Source organism: Rheinheimera sp. (genome assembly GCF_037442345.1).
Lineage (GTDB): Bacteria > Pseudomonadota > Gammaproteobacteria > Enterobacterales > Alteromonadaceae > Pararheinheimera.
The window spans coordinates 1-15,421 of the sequence record NZ_JBBIQL010000005.1 but is presented as its reverse complement, the minus strand read 5'-3'; the positions used below and the strand labels follow the sequence as shown (position 1 = coordinate 15,421).

Annotated in this window: 23 protein-coding genes; 10 read left to right on the top strand and 13 right to left on the bottom strand. The window is 51.4% G+C overall.

Going from position 1 to position 15,421, the window contains the following annotated elements:
* Positions 1-14: 14 nt before the first annotated feature.
* Genes murA through WKJ04_RS03825 form a run of 7 tightly spaced genes read right to left on the bottom strand, consistent with a single transcriptional unit; the run spans position 15 to position 4,544 of the window.
* On the bottom strand, positions 15-1,271 hold the full coding sequence (gene murA / locus WKJ04_RS03855; protein WP_337879190.1) for a UDP-N-acetylglucosamine 1-carboxyvinyltransferase: 1,257 nt from the start codon (positions 1,269-1,271) through the stop codon (positions 15-17).
* 6 nt (positions 1,272-1,277) lie between these two features.
* A complete protein-coding gene (locus tag WKJ04_RS03850) occupies positions 1,278-1,535 on the bottom strand; it encodes a BolA family protein (RefSeq protein ID WP_337842835.1) in 258 nt (85 codons plus the stop codon).
* Positions 1,516-1,836: an STAS domain-containing protein gene (locus tag WKJ04_RS03845; RefSeq protein ID WP_337879189.1), complete on the bottom strand. Its 321-nt coding sequence runs from the start codon at positions 1,834-1,836 to the stop codon at positions 1,516-1,518. The genes WKJ04_RS03850 and WKJ04_RS03845 overlap by 20 nt, the downstream gene beginning before the upstream one ends.
* Positions 1,829-2,491 (bottom strand): ABC transporter substrate-binding protein, encoded by a 663-nt coding sequence (locus WKJ04_RS03840; RefSeq protein WP_337879188.1) that lies wholly within the window; start codon positions 2,489-2,491, stop codon positions 1,829-1,831. Before WKJ04_RS03840 ends, WKJ04_RS03845 begins: the two co-directional genes overlap by 8 nt.
* A complete protein-coding gene (gene mlaD, locus WKJ04_RS03835) occupies positions 2,491-2,958 on the bottom strand; it encodes an outer membrane lipid asymmetry maintenance protein MlaD (RefSeq protein WP_337842831.1) in 468 nt (155 codons plus the stop codon). The genes WKJ04_RS03840 and mlaD overlap by 1 nt, the downstream gene beginning before the upstream one ends.
* Positions 2,959-2,961: 3 nt before the next feature.
* Positions 2,962-3,744 carry a lipid asymmetry maintenance ABC transporter permease subunit MlaE gene (mlaE, locus tag WKJ04_RS03830; RefSeq protein ID WP_337879187.1) on the bottom strand — a complete coding sequence of 261 codons (783 nt, stop codon included), beginning with the start codon at positions 3,742-3,744 and terminating at the stop codon, positions 2,962-2,964.
* On the bottom strand, positions 3,741-4,544 hold the full coding sequence (locus WKJ04_RS03825) for an ATP-binding cassette domain-containing protein (RefSeq protein WP_337879186.1): 804 nt from the start codon (positions 4,542-4,544) through the stop codon (positions 3,741-3,743). Before WKJ04_RS03825 ends, mlaE begins: the two co-directional genes overlap by 4 nt.
* A gap of 339 nt (positions 4,545-4,883) precedes the next feature.
* Here WKJ04_RS03825 and WKJ04_RS03820 point away from each other — a divergent pair, with 339 nt between their 5' ends.
* From WKJ04_RS03820 to WKJ04_RS03775, 10 genes are read left to right on the top strand one after another with little or no spacing between them, the layout of a single operon-like run.
* A complete protein-coding gene (locus WKJ04_RS03820; protein WP_337879185.1) occupies positions 4,884-5,852 on the top strand; it encodes a KpsF/GutQ family sugar-phosphate isomerase in 969 nt (322 codons plus the stop codon).
* Positions 5,852-6,412: a 3-deoxy-manno-octulosonate-8-phosphatase KdsC gene (kdsC, locus tag WKJ04_RS03815; RefSeq protein WP_337879184.1), complete on the top strand. Its 561-nt coding sequence runs from the start codon at positions 5,852-5,854 to the stop codon at positions 6,410-6,412. The genes WKJ04_RS03820 and kdsC overlap by 1 nt, the downstream gene beginning before the upstream one ends.
* Positions 6,409-6,963: an LPS export ABC transporter periplasmic protein LptC gene (lptC, locus tag WKJ04_RS03810; RefSeq protein ID WP_337879183.1), complete on the top strand. Its 555-nt coding sequence runs from the start codon at positions 6,409-6,411 to the stop codon at positions 6,961-6,963. Before kdsC ends, lptC begins: the two co-directional genes overlap by 4 nt.
* A complete protein-coding gene (lptA, locus tag WKJ04_RS03805) occupies positions 6,950-7,450 on the top strand; it encodes a lipopolysaccharide transport periplasmic protein LptA (RefSeq protein WP_337842825.1) in 501 nt (166 codons plus the stop codon). Before lptC ends, lptA begins: the two co-directional genes overlap by 14 nt.
* A complete protein-coding gene (lptB, locus tag WKJ04_RS03800) occupies positions 7,447-8,169 on the top strand; it encodes an LPS export ABC transporter ATP-binding protein (protein ID WP_337879182.1) in 723 nt (240 codons plus the stop codon). The genes lptA and lptB overlap by 4 nt, the downstream gene beginning before the upstream one ends.
* Before the next feature lie 45 nt (positions 8,170-8,214).
* The gene (locus WKJ04_RS03795; protein WP_337879181.1) at positions 8,215-9,699 is read left to right on the top strand and encodes an RNA polymerase factor sigma-54; all 1,485 of its coding nucleotides are present in this window, start codon (positions 8,215-8,217) and stop codon (positions 9,697-9,699) included.
* A gap of 25 nt (positions 9,700-9,724) precedes the next feature.
* Positions 9,725-10,012, top strand: coding sequence for a ribosome hibernation promoting factor (gene hpf / locus WKJ04_RS03790; RefSeq protein ID WP_337842822.1), 288 nt, complete (start codon positions 9,725-9,727; stop codon positions 10,010-10,012).
* Between the two features lie 10 nt (positions 10,013-10,022).
* Positions 10,023-10,493, top strand: a complete 471-nt coding sequence (gene ptsN / locus WKJ04_RS03785; RefSeq protein ID WP_337879180.1) for a PTS IIA-like nitrogen regulatory protein PtsN — start codon at positions 10,023-10,025, stop codon at positions 10,491-10,493.
* Positions 10,490-11,347 carry an RNase adapter RapZ gene (gene rapZ, locus WKJ04_RS03780; protein WP_337842820.1) on the top strand — a complete coding sequence of 286 codons (858 nt, stop codon included), beginning with the start codon at positions 10,490-10,492 and terminating at the stop codon, positions 11,345-11,347. Before ptsN ends, rapZ begins: the two co-directional genes overlap by 4 nt.
* Positions 11,337-11,612, top strand: coding sequence for an HPr family phosphocarrier protein (locus tag WKJ04_RS03775; protein WP_337842819.1), 276 nt, complete (start codon positions 11,337-11,339; stop codon positions 11,610-11,612). The genes rapZ and WKJ04_RS03775 overlap by 11 nt, the downstream gene beginning before the upstream one ends.
* A gap of 9 nt (positions 11,613-11,621) precedes the next feature.
* Here the strand turns inward: WKJ04_RS03775 and WKJ04_RS03770 are convergent, their stop codons facing one another.
* The 6 genes from WKJ04_RS03770 to mbhE all read right to left on the bottom strand — a co-directional run.
* Positions 11,622-11,963, bottom strand: a complete 342-nt coding sequence (locus tag WKJ04_RS03770; RefSeq protein WP_337879179.1) for a Na+/H+ antiporter subunit G — start codon at positions 11,961-11,963, stop codon at positions 11,622-11,624.
* 12 nt (positions 11,964-11,975) lie between these two features.
* Positions 11,976-12,245: a K+/H+ antiporter subunit F gene (locus WKJ04_RS03765; protein ID WP_337842817.1), complete on the bottom strand. Its 270-nt coding sequence runs from the start codon at positions 12,243-12,245 to the stop codon at positions 11,976-11,978.
* On the bottom strand, positions 12,245-12,742 hold the full coding sequence (locus tag WKJ04_RS03760) for a Na+/H+ antiporter subunit E (protein ID WP_337879178.1): 498 nt from the start codon (positions 12,740-12,742) through the stop codon (positions 12,245-12,247). The genes WKJ04_RS03765 and WKJ04_RS03760 overlap by 1 nt, the downstream gene beginning before the upstream one ends.
* A complete protein-coding gene (locus WKJ04_RS03755) occupies positions 12,742-14,238 on the bottom strand; it encodes a monovalent cation/H+ antiporter subunit D (protein ID WP_337879177.1) in 1,497 nt (498 codons plus the stop codon). The genes WKJ04_RS03760 and WKJ04_RS03755 overlap by 1 nt, the downstream gene beginning before the upstream one ends.
* Complete coding sequence (locus WKJ04_RS03750; RefSeq protein WP_337879176.1) at positions 14,235-14,588, bottom strand: Na+/H+ antiporter subunit C; 354 nt, start codon at positions 14,586-14,588, stop codon at positions 14,235-14,237. Before WKJ04_RS03750 ends, WKJ04_RS03755 begins: the two co-directional genes overlap by 4 nt.
* A partial coding sequence (mbhE, locus tag WKJ04_RS03745; protein WP_337879175.1) for a hydrogen gas-evolving membrane-bound hydrogenase subunit E occupies positions 14,588-15,421 on the bottom strand: 834 nt, incomplete at its 5' end. The genes WKJ04_RS03750 and mbhE, both read right to left, overlap by 1 nt.

Genomic DNA, 15,421 nt, shown 5'->3' with positions numbered 1-15,421 from the left:
AAACAGGCTTTCAATCAGCCGTTAATACGTTCAATCTGTGCGCCTAAGCCACGCAGTTTGTGTTCGATTTGCTCATAACCGCGGTCGATATGATAAATACGATCCACCACAGTTTGCCCCTGAGCCACCAGGCCAGCAATCACCAGGCTGGCTGACGCGCGTAAATCCGTCGCCATCACCTGGGCACCGGTCAGGCTGGCGGTATGCTTCACCAGGGCCGTATTACCTTCCAGTTGAATATCTGCGCCCATACGTTGCAGTTCTGGCACATGCATAAAGCGGTTTTCGAAAATGGTTTCTGTGACCAGACCCACCCCTTCTGCCACCACATTCAGCACAGTAAACTGCGCCTGCATATCGGTTGGAAAACCCGGGTGCGGCACCGTTTTGATATTGACCGATTTCAGTACCCGGCCTGTCATATTCAGCCGGATCCAGTCAGCGCCTGTTGTGACTTCTGCTCCGGCTTCGCGTAATTTTTCCAGCACCACTTCCAGTTCGGTCGGGTCTGTATTACGGCAGGTCACATCACCACCTGTGACTGCAGCAGCCACCAGGAAAGTACCGGTTTCAATTCGGTCCGGTAATACGGTATGGGCAGCCCCTAACAGCCTGGCTTTGCCGGTAATGCGGATACTGTCGGTGCCGGCACCTTCAATCTGAGCGCCCATAGCCGTCAGATATTTGGCTAAATCCACCACTTCTGGTTCACGGGCAGCGTTTTCAATCACAGTGACACCGTCCGCCAGTACAGCAGCCATCATCAGGTTTTCTGTGCCTGTAACGCTGACCATATCCATCACAATGTGAGCACCTTGCAGGCGGCTGGCTTTGGCTTTGATATAACCGTTTTCGACGACAATATCAGCGCCCATTTTTTTCAGACCATCGATATGCAGGTTGACCGGACGGGCGCCAATAGCACAACCCCCGGGCAATGACACCTCGGCATAACCAAAACGGGCCAGCAACGGACCCAACGCCAGAATAGAAGCCCGCATGGTTTTCACCAGCTCATAAGGCGCCACCTGGTTGTTGATGGCTGTGGCATCCACTGTGACCTGATGGCCTTCGCTTGCCACATCAGCGCCAAACAAACGCAACAGTTTAAAGGTGGTATCAATATCTTTCAGCACAGGCACATTGCTCAGCACTGAGGGTTGTTCAGCCAGAATAGTGGCGAATAAAATGGGTAAAGCGGCATTTTTAGCGCCGGAAATAACGACGTCGCCTTTTAAGGTGGCGCCGCCGGAAACCAGAAACTGTTGCATATAGGGTTACACCGGAGGGTTAAGTAATTTTTCACGACGCCACTGACCGGGCGTAAAAGTTTTGATCGAAACAGCATGAATACTGCCGTCTGCAATAGCACCCATCAGCGGGGCATAGATCATTTGCTGTTGTTTGACCCGGCTGACACCATCAAAGCAGTCCCCCACAGCGGTGACTGCATAATGGTTGCCTTCTGCGCTGACATACACTTCGGCCAGCTGCAGCTGCTGTTGCAGCAACTGCTCAATTTGTTGGGTTTGCATACCCGGCATCTCCGTCGACTAAAGGCAATAAAGATACCACGTCTGACAAAGCGGCCAAAGACTTTAACTGCTCCGGCGCATTCAGCATACGAATGGTAAGACCCTGTTGTTTCGCCGATGACACCTGATGTAACAACCAGGCCAGGCCTGCGGTATCCACCAACGTCAGCCCGCTCAGGTCAAACAACACGTCACCGCTCATCTTTTGCAGCAGCTTAAAAGGAAAATGGGCAGAGACTGTGTCTCTGTCCATCGCACCGCTCAGCAGCAGTAACTGCTCACGTTGTTCAACTTTAAGCATTGTTGCTTTTAACCAGTGGTGCTACAGGAGTCTTGGCTTTTTCAACCAGCAGCGCTGTCACTTTCGGCAAGCCCTGCTGGCGGATCATGGAACCCAACTCGGCACGTTTACTGTCCAGCAAGGAAATACCTTCAGCCACCATATCAAACACCAGCCAATGCTCACTGTCTTTCACACGACGCAATTTAAACTCAATATTGATGTCTGGTTTACCCGGATCAACCACCCGGGTTTTAATGGAGATAATCTTCTGGCCGTCCCCCACTTTCGCCGGTTCAATAATCACTTTCTGGTTCTTGTACTGGGTAAAAGCACCCGCATAAGTACCCACCATATAATCAGTGAAGGCCTTCACAAAGTCTTCGCGGTCCTGCTCACTGGTTTGTTTGATGTAGTTGCCAATCACCCGAAAGGCGGCATAACGGGTGTCAATGTACGGCACCAGCTCTTCATTAACGACCACTCGCAAATGTTCCAGATCCTTTTTAATGATCTCCTGGTCTGCCGCAATACGGCGGAAAGTTTTATCCGCCACAGCTTCCATCATTTTGGACGGGTCGTTGTATTGAGGCACATCTGCCGCTTGCACAGCACCGCCAAAATTCAGCATCAGAACCACTGGTACCCATACCAGCTTCATCAGGGCTTTGCTCATTAGTTGCTCCCTCTGTTAAATAAAAATTGGCCTATCAGCTCTTCCAACACCAGAGCCGATTTGGTGTCCTCAACCGAATCACCGTTTTTCAGGATAGAGACAGTCTCATCAATAAAACCAGGTTGTAAGCCCAGATACTGTTCTCCCAGCAAACCTGAGGTCAGAATGGCCACCGAACTGGTCTCCGGAAAGTTGTTGTACTGACTGCTGATTTCCATCTCCACCACAGGTGCATATTCAGTCGGGTCCAACCGAATCGCTTTGACCCGTCCTACCACCACGCCGCCGACTTTGATCGGCGAACGCACTTTTAAACCGCCTATATTTTCAAACTTGGCATAAAGCGAATAAGTTTCGCCGGAGCCTGCAGAACCCGAATTGGCTACGCGCAGCGACAACATTAAAAAAGCTGCAATGGCCAGGGCCACAAATAAACCCACTAACACTTCTACTTTGCGCGAGGTCATGTTCTATCCACCAAACATTAAAGCTGTTAATACAAAATCAAAACCAAGGACGGCCAACGACGAAGTGACCACTGTTTGTGTCGTTGCCCTGCTGATACCTTCTGAGGTTGGCACTGCATCAAAGCCTTTGTGCAGTGCTATCCAGGTCACAATAAAGGCAAATACCAGGCTTTTAATCAGACCGTTGACAATGTCCTGCTGAAAATCCACATTGGCCTGCATGGCGGACCAATAGCCCCCGGCATCCACACCCAGCCAGTCAACACCAACCAGGTGGCCACCCAGAATACCCACAGCGGAGAAAATCACGGCCAGTAACGGCATACTGATCACACCAGCCCAGAAGCGCGGCGCTATAACACGGCGCAGGGGGTCTACCGCCATCATCTCCATCCCAGACAGCTGCTCTGTGGCCTTCATCAACCCAATTTCAGCTGTCAGTGCACTGCCGGCCCGGCCGGCAAATAACAAGGCGGTCACCACAGGCCCCAGTTCACGCAGCAGACTGAGCGCCACCAAAGGCCCCAACATCTGCTCTGCACCAAATTTTGATAACACAGTGTAGCCCTGCAGCGCCAGCACCATGCCAATGAACAAACCGGACACCAGTATGATCAGCAGGGATAACACACCAACCACATAAAGTTGTTTCAGCAGTAACGGAAAACTCTTACGAGGGGTTGGCAATGCCACCAGAGCACCAAACACCATCAGCGCCGCTTTGCCCAGGCCTTGTACCTGAGCAATGCTATGTTGCCCCAGTTGTTGAAGTTGATTCAGCATCACAAACCTGACTCCATTAATTCTGCGCTGTAACTGTTGGCTTTAAAATGAAAAGGCACAGGACCATCTGCTTCGCCCTGCAGGAACTGCTGAACCAGCGCGGAAGGATGCTGACGCAACTGTTCCGGCGTGCCTTCGCCAATCACTTTTTGTTCAGCCACCACATAGACATAATCGGCAATGCTCATCACTTCGGTCACGTCATGCGACACCACCACAGAGGTCAGACCCAAGGCATTGTTCAGCGAACGGATCAGCCGCACTATCACGCCCATAGAAATAGGATCCTGTCCGGCAAAAGGCTCGTCATACATAATAAGCTGAGGGTCCAATGCAATTGCGCGGGCCAGAGCGGCCCGTCTGGCCATACCGCCGGATAACTCCGCAGGCATCAGGTCACGGGCACCGCGTAAACCTACGGCTTCCAGTTTCATCAATACCATCAGCCGGATCAGCGCTTCTGGCAGCTTGGTATGTTCACGGATAGGGAACGCCACATTGTCGTAAACGGACATATCACTGAACAACGCGCCACTTTGAAACAACATGCCCATTTTCTGCCGCGCTTTGTACAAGTCTTTACGATTCAGGGTCGGAATATTCAGACCGTTGATCAGAATTTTGCCGTGCTCAGGTTTCAACTGCCCGCCGATCAGGCGCAATAAGGTAGTTTTCCCTATACCGCTGGGCCCCATAATGGCTGTCACTTTGCCACGCTGAAATTGCATATTCAGATCGTCGTAAATGACCCTGTCACCACGTTTAAAGGTAAGGTGCTGAATATCTATCAGAATATCTGACACAAAGTTCCTCTTTAAAGTCTGATACAGCCTTGGGCAAAGCGGCGCGCACTATACAACTGCAGCTACAACGCATCAAGCAAAGTGACAAAGGCACAAGCCGTTATTGTAAAGGGTTTTAACTGTCAAAGGTTTAGAAAAATTCGTAACAACTGTTTGCTAAAACCGAATATTCCACTGCCCTGCCCTGAATCTTTTGCATTTACGCCGGATTGATCCGAAAATACCGCCACTTACGGGTTTGCAGTCTGACCAGACTTAACTGAATGCCGGCTTAACATCGGCGCTATGTGCCTGATTTACAGGGGGTCAGCTGGATGTATTGCTTACAAGGTCTGAGTTATGAATATTGATTTTCGTCAGCACGCGCTGCAGGTACTGAGCATCGAAGCTGAAGCTGTGGCTCAGTTGGCTCAATACATCGATTCCCGCTTTAATGAGGCCTGCTCCCTGATATTTCAAGGGGCCGGCCGTGTCGTCGTGTTGGGCATGGGAAAGTCCGGACATATTGCCAACAAAATAGCAGCGACCCTGGCATCAACCGGCACCCCGGCCTTTTTTGTGCATCCGGCCGAAGCCAGTCACGGTGATTTGGGCATGATTACCAATGCTGATATTGTATTGGCTATTTCCAATTCAGGCGAAACCAGCGAAGTGCTGAGTTTAATACCTGTACTCAAACGCCGCGGCATCCGGCTGATTGCGATGACAGGTCGGCCGGATTCCACCCTGGCGACCTTGGCCGATGTCCATCTGTGTGTCCGAGTGGAAAAAGAAGCCTGCCCTCTTGGGCTGGCGCCGACCGCCAGCACCACGGCCACTCTTGCCATGGGTGACGCGCTGGCAGTAGCCCTGTTGGATGCAAGGGGGTTTTCCGTCGATGATTTTGCGCTGTCGCACCCAGGCGGCAGTTTGGGCAAAAGGCTGTTGTTGCGGCTGGACGATATCATGCACAAAGGCGACGACCTGCCGCAGGTGCATCAAAGCGTCAGCCTGAAAGAAGCATTGCTGGAAATTTCCCGCAAAGGCCTGGGTATGACTTGTGTCACCGACGACCAGGGTAAATTGGCAGGGTTGTTCACCGATGGTGATTTACGCCGGGTGCTGGACCTGACTATTGATATCCACAGTGCTGGCATCGCGCAGTTAATGACCAGAAACTGCATCACTGCCAAAGCGCAAATGCTGGCTGCCGAAGGCCTGAAAATTATGGAACAGCGCAAAATCAATGGTCTGATTGTGGTCGATGCCGAACATAAACCCATTGGTGCGCTGAATATGCACGACTTGTTAAAAGCAGGGGTCCTCTGATGCAGCAGCAATTATTTAGTCAGATGTATCAGCAGGTCAGTCCCGACTTGTGGCAAAAAGCAGCGGCAATCCGCTTGCTGATTTGTGACGTTGACGGTGTCTTTTCCGACGGCCGGATTTATTTAGGCAATGACGGCGAAGAACTGAAGGCATTCCATACGCGCGATGGCTACGGCATTAAAGCACTGCGCCAGGCCGGTATTGAAGTGGCCGTGATCACAGGCCGACGCTCCGCCATTGTCGAACACAGAATGAAAGCCCTGACCGTGCCTTACATTTATCAGGGGCAGGAAGATAAAAATGCGGCCTTTGCTGAACTTGGGCAACAATTGCAACTCGAAGCGACTCAGATAGCCTTTATTGGTGACGATCTGGCTGACTGGCAGGTGATGCAGCACTGTGGCCTGGCTGTCGCCGTGTCAGATGCACACCCCTATCTGGCCCTGAATGCCCATTACCGCACCAGCAAAGCCGGGGGTTTTGGTGCGGTACGGGAACTGGCCGATCTGCTGCTGTGCAGCAGAGGTAAGTTCGCAGAATTCTGTGGAAGCAGTTCATGATTAAACAATTTTTATGGTGGTTGCTGGTGGCGGTGGGTGCCGCCGTGATGTTCAGCCTGTTGATGCAACAGCAGGAAACTCAGCTGCAGCAAGCTCAGGACAATCAACCCGATTTTATCGCCACCAATATGACGCGGTTTGTCTACGATCAGGAAGGGCATTTATCCGACCTGATCCGGGCCCAGCGCATGGAACATTTTGACCGTTTCGGTTTTATTCAGTTTGAATTTCCCATTTACACCCTGTACCAGCAAAAAGCCGCCATGTGGCAAGTGACAAGTGAACAGGCCGTGCTTTATCCTGATGACAAACTGATCCTGGAACGCCGGGTGGAATTGCGCAGCATGTCCCAGGATTCCTTATTCACCCGAATCGAAATGCCTGCGGTGGAATTGCTGCTTGCCGACAATCTGTTGCAGTCCACAGAACAGGTCAGAATATTCGGCCATGGCTTTCAAATCACAGGCCAGGGCATGGTGGCGGATTTGAACCAACAACAAATTGAACTGAAACAGCACACAAAAACGGTGTATTACAATGAAGATAACTAAGGTTCTGGCCTTGTTGCTTTGCACAGCCAGTCTGGTCGTGCAGGCGGCTCAGGACGATCATAAAAAGGAAATTCAGGTTGGTTCCGATCGCCAGTTTGGCTCGCTGAAAGACAAAGTGATGACCTTTGTCGACAATGTGAAGGTACAACAGGGCAGCCTGCTGATTGAAGCCGACAAGCTGGAAGTGATCGCCACCGAGGGCAAAGGCAAAGAAGTCTTTATTGCCAGCGGTAATCCGGCTCATTACTCACAAGAGTTTGAACAGGGCAAAAAAATTACCGCCAAAGCCAAAGAAATCAAATACGACGTGGGTGCCGCTTTGTTGATCCTGACCGGCGACGCTGAACTGAGCCAGGCGGGCAGTATGGTGCAGGGCTCAGTGATCCGCTACAACCTGGAAAAGCAGGAGCTGGCTGCCGAAGCCGATGGCAAGAAGTCTGAACGGGTGACCACAGTCTTTACACCGGAAGGAAAACAGGACCAATGAAGTTAGTCGCCGCTCATCTGGCTAAAAGCTATAAAGGCCGCCAGGTGGTGAAAGACGTCAGCCTTGAAGTGAAAGCCGGCCAGATTGTCGGATTACTTGGCCCGAATGGCGCCGGAAAAACCACCACTTTTTATATGATTGTCGGTTTAGTTCCCTCCGACAAGGGCAGCATTACCCTGGATGGCAAAGACATTACCTTTGACCCTATCCATGCCCGCGCCCGTTTGGGAATTGGTTATCTGCCGCAGGAAAGCTCTATTTTCCGTAAACTGTCGGTCTATGACAATTTACTGGCGATTTTGCAGCACCGCAAAGACCTGACTGAAGAACAACGGGAAGAAAAAGCCGATGCTTTGCTGGATGAATTCCATATAGGCCATATCCGCAACAGCCTGGGCATGAGTCTGTCAGGCGGTGAACGCCGTCGGGTGGAAATTGCGCGCGCTTTGGCCGCCGATCCGGCTTTTATTCTGCTGGATGAACCTTTTGCTGGCGTTGATCCGATTTCAGTGTTAGATATAAAAAAAATCATCCAACATTTATGCCAACGTGGCATAGGAGTCCTGATCACCGATCACAATGTGCGCGAAACCCTGGATGTCTGTGAGCTGGCTTATATTGTCAGCCATGGCGAGCTGATAGCCGCAGGGACGCCGCAGGAAGTCCTGGCCAATCAACAGGTTCGGGACGTGTATTTAGGTGAACAATTCAGGCTGTAAGTAACCATATCCGTTAAAGGATTGTCCGGAGCAGATCGGAAGTAGATGAAACCTTCTTTGCAACTTCGCATTGGCACGCAACTTACAATGACGCCGCAGCTGCAGCAGGCCATTAAGCTGTTGCAGCTGTCCAGTATCGAATTGCAGCAGGAAATTCAGGAAGCGCTGGATGCCAACCCCCTGCTGGAATCGGACGAAGAATTTGAGCAGTACCAGGCTCCGTCTAAAGAGGCCAACGCCGAAGAGTATGCCAACGGCGCCGATTCGGTCACAGCTGATGACAGCTACGAACCTGAAGTGCCGGACAGCAGCGAGGCCATGGCTGAGCAGAACATTGCCGAAGACTTGCCACTGGACAGTCACTGGGATGATTTAGTCAGTGCCGCCCCTGTCGCCAACAATAACTTCAGTGGTGACGAAGATACTGTCTATCAGGGTGAAACCTCAGAAACCCTGCAGGATTACCTGCGCTGGCAAATGCAACTGACCCCATTTTCTGAAACCGATCGCACCATTGCCGAAGTGATTATTGAAGCCATCGATGACAATGGCTTACTGACCATTGACGTCGACGAAATACTGGAAGCCCTTGGCTTGCCGGATGTTGAAGCCGATGAAGTGGAAGCTGTGCTCAAACGCATTCAGCTGTTTGATCCTGTTGGAGTCGGAGCCCGCAGCATTCAGGAATGTTTACTGGTGCAGCTGCGTCAATTTGATCCCAATACCCCTTATCTGAAAGAAACCCAACACATTATTCGGGATCATACCGACTTTTTAGCCAACCGTGATTTCCGTTCTTTGATGCGCGTGACTAAACTCAAAGAAGAGGAATTAAAAGAAGTGATGCGGCTGATCCACAGCCTGAACCCCAGACCAGGGGCAGATGTGATACGGCAAGAGCAAAGCTACATAATTCCTGATGTCTCAGTCGCAAAAATCAAAGGACGTTGGGTGGTTGAACTGAATCCGGATGCAATGCCGAAAATCCGTATCAATGAGCAATATGCGGCCATGTCCCGGCAGGCGCGTAATGCATCGGATGGTCAGTTCATCCGTTCCCACCTGCAGGAAGCAAAGTGGTTTTTAAAAAGCCTGGAGAGTCGCAACGAAACCTTACTCAAAGTGGCCAACTGCATTGTTCAGCAGCAACAGGCTTTTTTTGAGCATGGCGAAGAGGCGATGAAACCCATGGTACTCAATGACGTTGCTGAAATGGTGAGTATGCACGAATCCACCATTTCGCGGGTCACGACTCAAAAGTACATGCACACACCACGAGGAATTTTTGAACTTAAGTTCTTTTTCTCCAGTCATGTGAGTACAGAGAGCGGTGGCGAATGCTCGTCTACCGCCATCCGCGCCTTTATTAAAAAATTGGTGGCGGCGGAAAACCCGGCCAAGCCGTTAAGCGACAGCCGGATGGCAGAAATTCTGTCCGAACAGGGCATTAACGTTGCACGGCGTACTATCGCCAAATACCGTGAAGCTATGTTTATTCCGCCGTCTAATCAGCGCAAGAGCTTGATTTAAAAGCTCGCATAAGAAGGAAGAGTCTATGCAAATCAACTTAACTGGTCGTCATGTTGAAATCACTGAAGCATTAAGAGAGTACGTTGGCAGCAAATTTTCCAAGCTTGAACGGCATTTTGATCATATTAACAATGTACATGTAGTGCTGAACGTGGAAAAATTAAAGCAGATTGCAGAGGCTAAATTACACCTCAACGGTGGTGAAGTGTTTGCGGTATCGGAAGACGAAAATATGTACGCGGCGATTGACCAGCTGATTGATAAACTGGATCGCCAAGTGATTAAACATAAAGAGAAAATTTCTCGCCATTGATCCTAAACTTATGAATCTTAGCTCAATGTTATCGGAGGACTGCACTAAGAGTGCGGTCCTTTTTAACAGTAAAAAACGAATTCTGGAATACATTGCCGAACTGGCTCATCAGCATCTGCCCCAGATCCCTGAATACAGTATTCTGGAAGCACTGATGACCAGGGAAAAGCTGGGTTCTACCGGTATAGGTGGTGGCATTGCTATTCCGCATGGCAAACTGAAAGAGGTCAACAGCCCTTTGCTGGTGTTTGTGGTCAGCCAGGATCCGATCCAGTTTGATGCCATTGATAACCAGGCCGTCGATATTTTCTGTGCCATTCTGATCCCGGAAAACCAGTGCCAGACGCATCTGTCGACCTTGTCAGGTATTGCCCGGATGCTGAGCCAGAAAGATTTCACCAAAAAAATCCGCCACAGTCAGGGCGATCAGGCGCTGTATCAGTTACTGTTGTCGGGTGCGGAGCAGGTTCAGGACAAATGAAACTTTTAGTGGTCAGCGGACGATCAGGTTCAGGGAAATCCGTGGCACTGCGGGTGATGGAAGACCTGGGTTACTATTGTGTGGATAATATCCCGGTGAACCTGTTACCTACCCTGGCCACGTCAGTGATGGGTCAATATGAACGGGTGGCCGTCAGCATTGATGTGCGTAACCTGCCTCAAAATCAGGATGAGCTGACCGATATCCTCTGCTACTTGCCCAATAAAGTGGACCTGACGATTCTATACCTGGACGCCGATCACACCTGTTTGATTAAACGTTTCAGCGAAACCCGTCGTTTGCACCCGCTGTCCCATCAGGCAATGTCGCTGGACGAAGCCATTCAGCGGGAGCAGCAGTTATTGGATCCGGTTTCCAGCCGTGCCGACCTGTATATCGACACCACTGAGTTAAATGTGCATCAGCTGGCCGAACAGCTCAGAGAACGAATTTTGGGCCTGAAGACAGGCCGCCTGGTGATTTTATTTGAATCCTTTGGCTTCAAATATGGTATCCCCAAAGATGCCGATTACGTCTTTGACGCCCGCTTTCTGCCTAACCCACACTGGCAGTCTGAGCTGAAGATCCTGACCGGCCTGGATCAACCGGTAAAAGACTATCTGGTTATTCAGCCAGACGTTGCTCGTTATATCTGGCAAATCAATCAGTTTATTGCCACCTGGTTGCCTCAGCTGGAACGGAATAACCGCAGTTACCTGACCATTGCCATCGGCTGCACCGGCGGTCAGCACCGCTCTGTATACATTGCCGAAGCATTGGCTGAGAGTTATCGATTACAACGTGAGGACGTGCAAATCCGTCATCGCGAACTGGTGAGGCATCATGGGCGCTAAACTGAGTCAAACCGTCACCATCGTCAACCAGCTGGGGTTACATGCCAGAGCCGCAACCAAACTGGTGCAGTTATGCCGCCAGTTTGATGCTCAGATAGAACTGCAGCAGGATGGAAAAAATGCCGATGCCAGCAGTGTGTTAGCACTGCTGATGCTTGCCAGCAGTAAAGGAAAATCCCTGGAAGTCTGCACCAGCGGCAGCCAGGCACAGGAAGCGTTAACAGCGGTTGTCTCTTTGATTGAAAACGGCTTTGATGAGAACTGACGCACTTTTTCAGTCTGACTCCAGTTTCGCCTGAGTCTTACCAGAGGTCGATTTTGCGGTTTTTAACTGATGATGCAATGCGGCCTTGATGAGCATATGAGCGGTAATGGGGGCCGTAATAAATAAGAACAGTGCTATCAATAGCTGCTGCAAACTCAGTACCTGCTCTACGCCATTAAAATACAGTAAAGACGCCAGTACCAGACTGCCCAACCCCAAAGTGGTGGCTTTGGTCGGCCCATGCAACCTGGTATAAAAATCCGGCAGTTTGACCAAAGCCAGAGACCCCAGCAGCACAAATAAAGACCCCGCTACCGACAGGATCGCAATACAGCTTTCAATCCAACTCATCTGCCTGTCTCCTTATTCAATAATGTCGCCGCGCAACAAAAACTTGCACACGGCCACAGTACTGACAAAGCCTAACATGGCGATCAGCAACGCCACCTCAAAATTCAGCCCTGTGCCCAGATAAATGCCATAGAGCAATAACAGCGCAATGCTGTTGATGTACATGGTATCCAGCGCCAATAAGCGATCAACATTGGACGGCCCCCGTACCACTGCATACAGATTGAGCAGAAGCGCCAGGCCCACCAGACAAAAACAGCCCTGTAAGATCATCTGCAGCATCAGAACATCTCCTTCAATGGTCTTTCATAACGCTGTTTAATCGCAGCAATCAATGCGGCTTCATTGCCCACATCCAGTACATGCAACAACAGGGCCCGTCTGCCGCTGTCATCGGTTGTCAGCACGTCAGCGCTGACAGTACCGGGCGTTAATGAGATGGTCCCCGCCAGGATGGTCACCGCCAGATCATTGTTCAGCTCCAGTGGATACAGCACAAAACCTGGCCGCAGTTTCTTATTCGACCCCAGCACCAACCGCACCACCTGCAGATTAGCCACGACAATGTCCCAAAGCAGCAGCAGCGCATAATGCAACGCCAGACCAGGGCGTTTCAGTGCAGGTTGAACCAGACGAAACTTATGGCTGAGCAAGGGGATCGCCCAGGCCAATAACAGTCCCGCTACCAGATGCACGGGGGCCAGACTGTTATTCAGCAGTAACCACAGCACAAACAGAATACAACTGCGGATCGGCGTCGGCCATAGTTGTGCCCACATCAAAGCAGCCCTCCCTGAAACAGACGAATCAGCTCAACAAACTGCGTTGCCCCCTGCAAACACCAGGCAGCCAAAGGACCAGCCATCACACTGAGCAGCACACTGGCAGCAGAGAGCATCAGTACTGCGACAGTACGCGACTTGCCGACCAGTCGGCTGCCCTGGTTTGGGCCTGACACCTGCCAGAACAACACAACACCAGAACGGCTTAATGCCAGCAATACCACAAAACTGCTAAGCAGGATGGCAGGCCAAAATGCAAGCATCTGTGCCCCTGGACCGACGGACTGCAGCAACATCAGCTTGCCGATAAAACCGGAAAAAGGAGGCATCCCAGTGATGCTCAGCGCCAGCACCACAAAACAGCTGCCGAGCAACACCGGTTGTGCCACCCTGCGCCCCGTGACCAGACGATCACCTGCTTTTCCCCGCTGTTCCGCAATCAGATCAGCCAGTAAAAACAGTGCCGCCGCCGCCAAAGTAGAATGTATCGCGTAGTACAACACGGCTTGTACGGCCTCCGGTGTTGCCAACGACAGCGCTGCGACCATAGCACCTACCGATAGAATCACCAGGTAGGCGACCAGTTTTCGGAAATCCTCGCTGGCCACTACGCCTATAGCCGCCAGCAAAATCGTCAGTAAGCCGGCCCACCATAACAACGACAACGCCCAGCTGCCGATATAATCCGCCTCTGCAAACACCTGCAGAAACACACGCAACAGGCTGAAAATGCCCACTTTGGTCATCACGGCGAACAACGCAGCCACAGCGGGGGATGCTGAAGCATAAGCAGAGCCCAGCCAGAAATGCAGTGGCATCATCGCAGCCTTCAGACCAAACACCAGCAGTAACAAGGCGGCTGCCGCTTGCATCAGCAGCTGCTGACTGCTGGTCAGACTTTGCAGCCGAACCGCCAGATCCAACATATTCAGCGTGCCTGTGGCGCCATAAATCAGCGCCAGCGCAAATAAAAACAAGGCCGATCCCAGTAAATTCAGTACCACATAGTGCACAGCGGCTTTGGTTTTGGCTTTGCCACCGCCATGGATCAACAAGGAATAAGAGGCAATCAGCAGGACTTCAAAAAACACAAAGAGGTTAAATAAGTCAGCGGTCAGGAAGGCACCGTTAATCCCCATCAACTGGAAGTGAAACAGGCTATGAAAAAAAGGCCCATGCTCATCTTCGCCGGCACAGGCATACACCAGAGCAGCCAGACCCAGTACAGCAGTCAGCACCAGCATCAGCACCGAGACTTTGTCGAGCAGCAAACTGATGCCGAACGGCGCTGGCCAGTTGCCTAACTGATAGAGCTGGCTTTGTCCGTCCGCACTCTGCTGCCATAACACCAGGCTAATCAGCACCAGCCCCAGAGCGCCGACCAGACTCAAGCCCCGGCGGTAGCGGGCCAGCGCATCAAAGGGGGGCAGCAGACAACACAAAGCCACCAGCATAGGCCAGACAATGGGCAATACCATCCAATGATTGGTCACGACTGCCCTCCTCTGTTTTGCTTAGGCACAGGCAGTTTGCCATCCACATGATCATTGCCCAAATCGGCCCGGGCACGAATGGCCAGTACCACTAAAAAGGCGGTCATTGCAAAACCTATCACAATGGCCGTCAGTACCAACGCCTGAGGTAAAGGGTCTGCGTAGTCCTCTGAGGCCTTTAACACGGCACCAGCGCCGATTTTCAGTCCACCGCTGGAAAAAATAAACAGGTTCACCGCGTAGGACAGCATGGTCAGCCCTAACATCACAGCGAAAGTGCGGCCCCGTAGCACCAGAAATACAGCACAGCAGGTCAGGGTTCCGATCAGCACGGCCATCAATAATTCCATCAGCGGTTCTCCTCATGCACAGGCCTGTGGCTGGTGGTCATCTTGCCCAAGTTGGCTAAAATCATCAGGGTAGCCCCGACCACCGTCAGGTAGACTCCGAGATCAAAGGCCATGGCACTGGCCAGCTCAATTTCACCAATCAGCGGCAGCTCAAAATAGTCAAACCAGGAGGTCAGGAAAGGCCGGTCAAACAACCAGCTCATAGCTCCGGTGGCAGCGGCAATCAGTACCCCCGTGGCAATCAGCCGGTGATATTCCAGAGTCAGCCGCTGCTTCACCCAATCTACGCCTTGAGCCACGTATTGCAGAATGACGGCAATAGCGGTGATCAGACCGGCCACAAAACCGCCTCCCGGCAGGTTATGGCCACGGAAGAAAATATACACAGACACCATCAGTGCCATAGGTAACAGAGCCTGAGAGATGACCGCTAATAATAAAGGGTGTTTATCCAGCGCCCAGCTGCGGCCTTCGGCATCCGAAGTAGGTTTAAATAACGGCAGTCGTGTCAATAATTTGAAAATACCCAATGCGGCAATACCGAGCACTGTGATTTCACCTAAAGTGTCAAAACCGCGAAAATCGACCAGGATCACGTTGACGACGTTGTACCCTCCTCCACCGGATTTGGCGTTTTGCAGGAAAAACTCCGAAATACGCTGTTGTGGCTGCAACATCAAAACATAACTCAAACTGCCAATCACGACACCAGACAACAAAGCAATGGCTGCGTCGCGCATCAGCTGGCCAGCCTGTGACGCCCGGTTGATTTTATGCGGCAGAAAAAACAGCGCCAGCATCAGCAGCACTATGGTCACCACTTCAACAGCCAA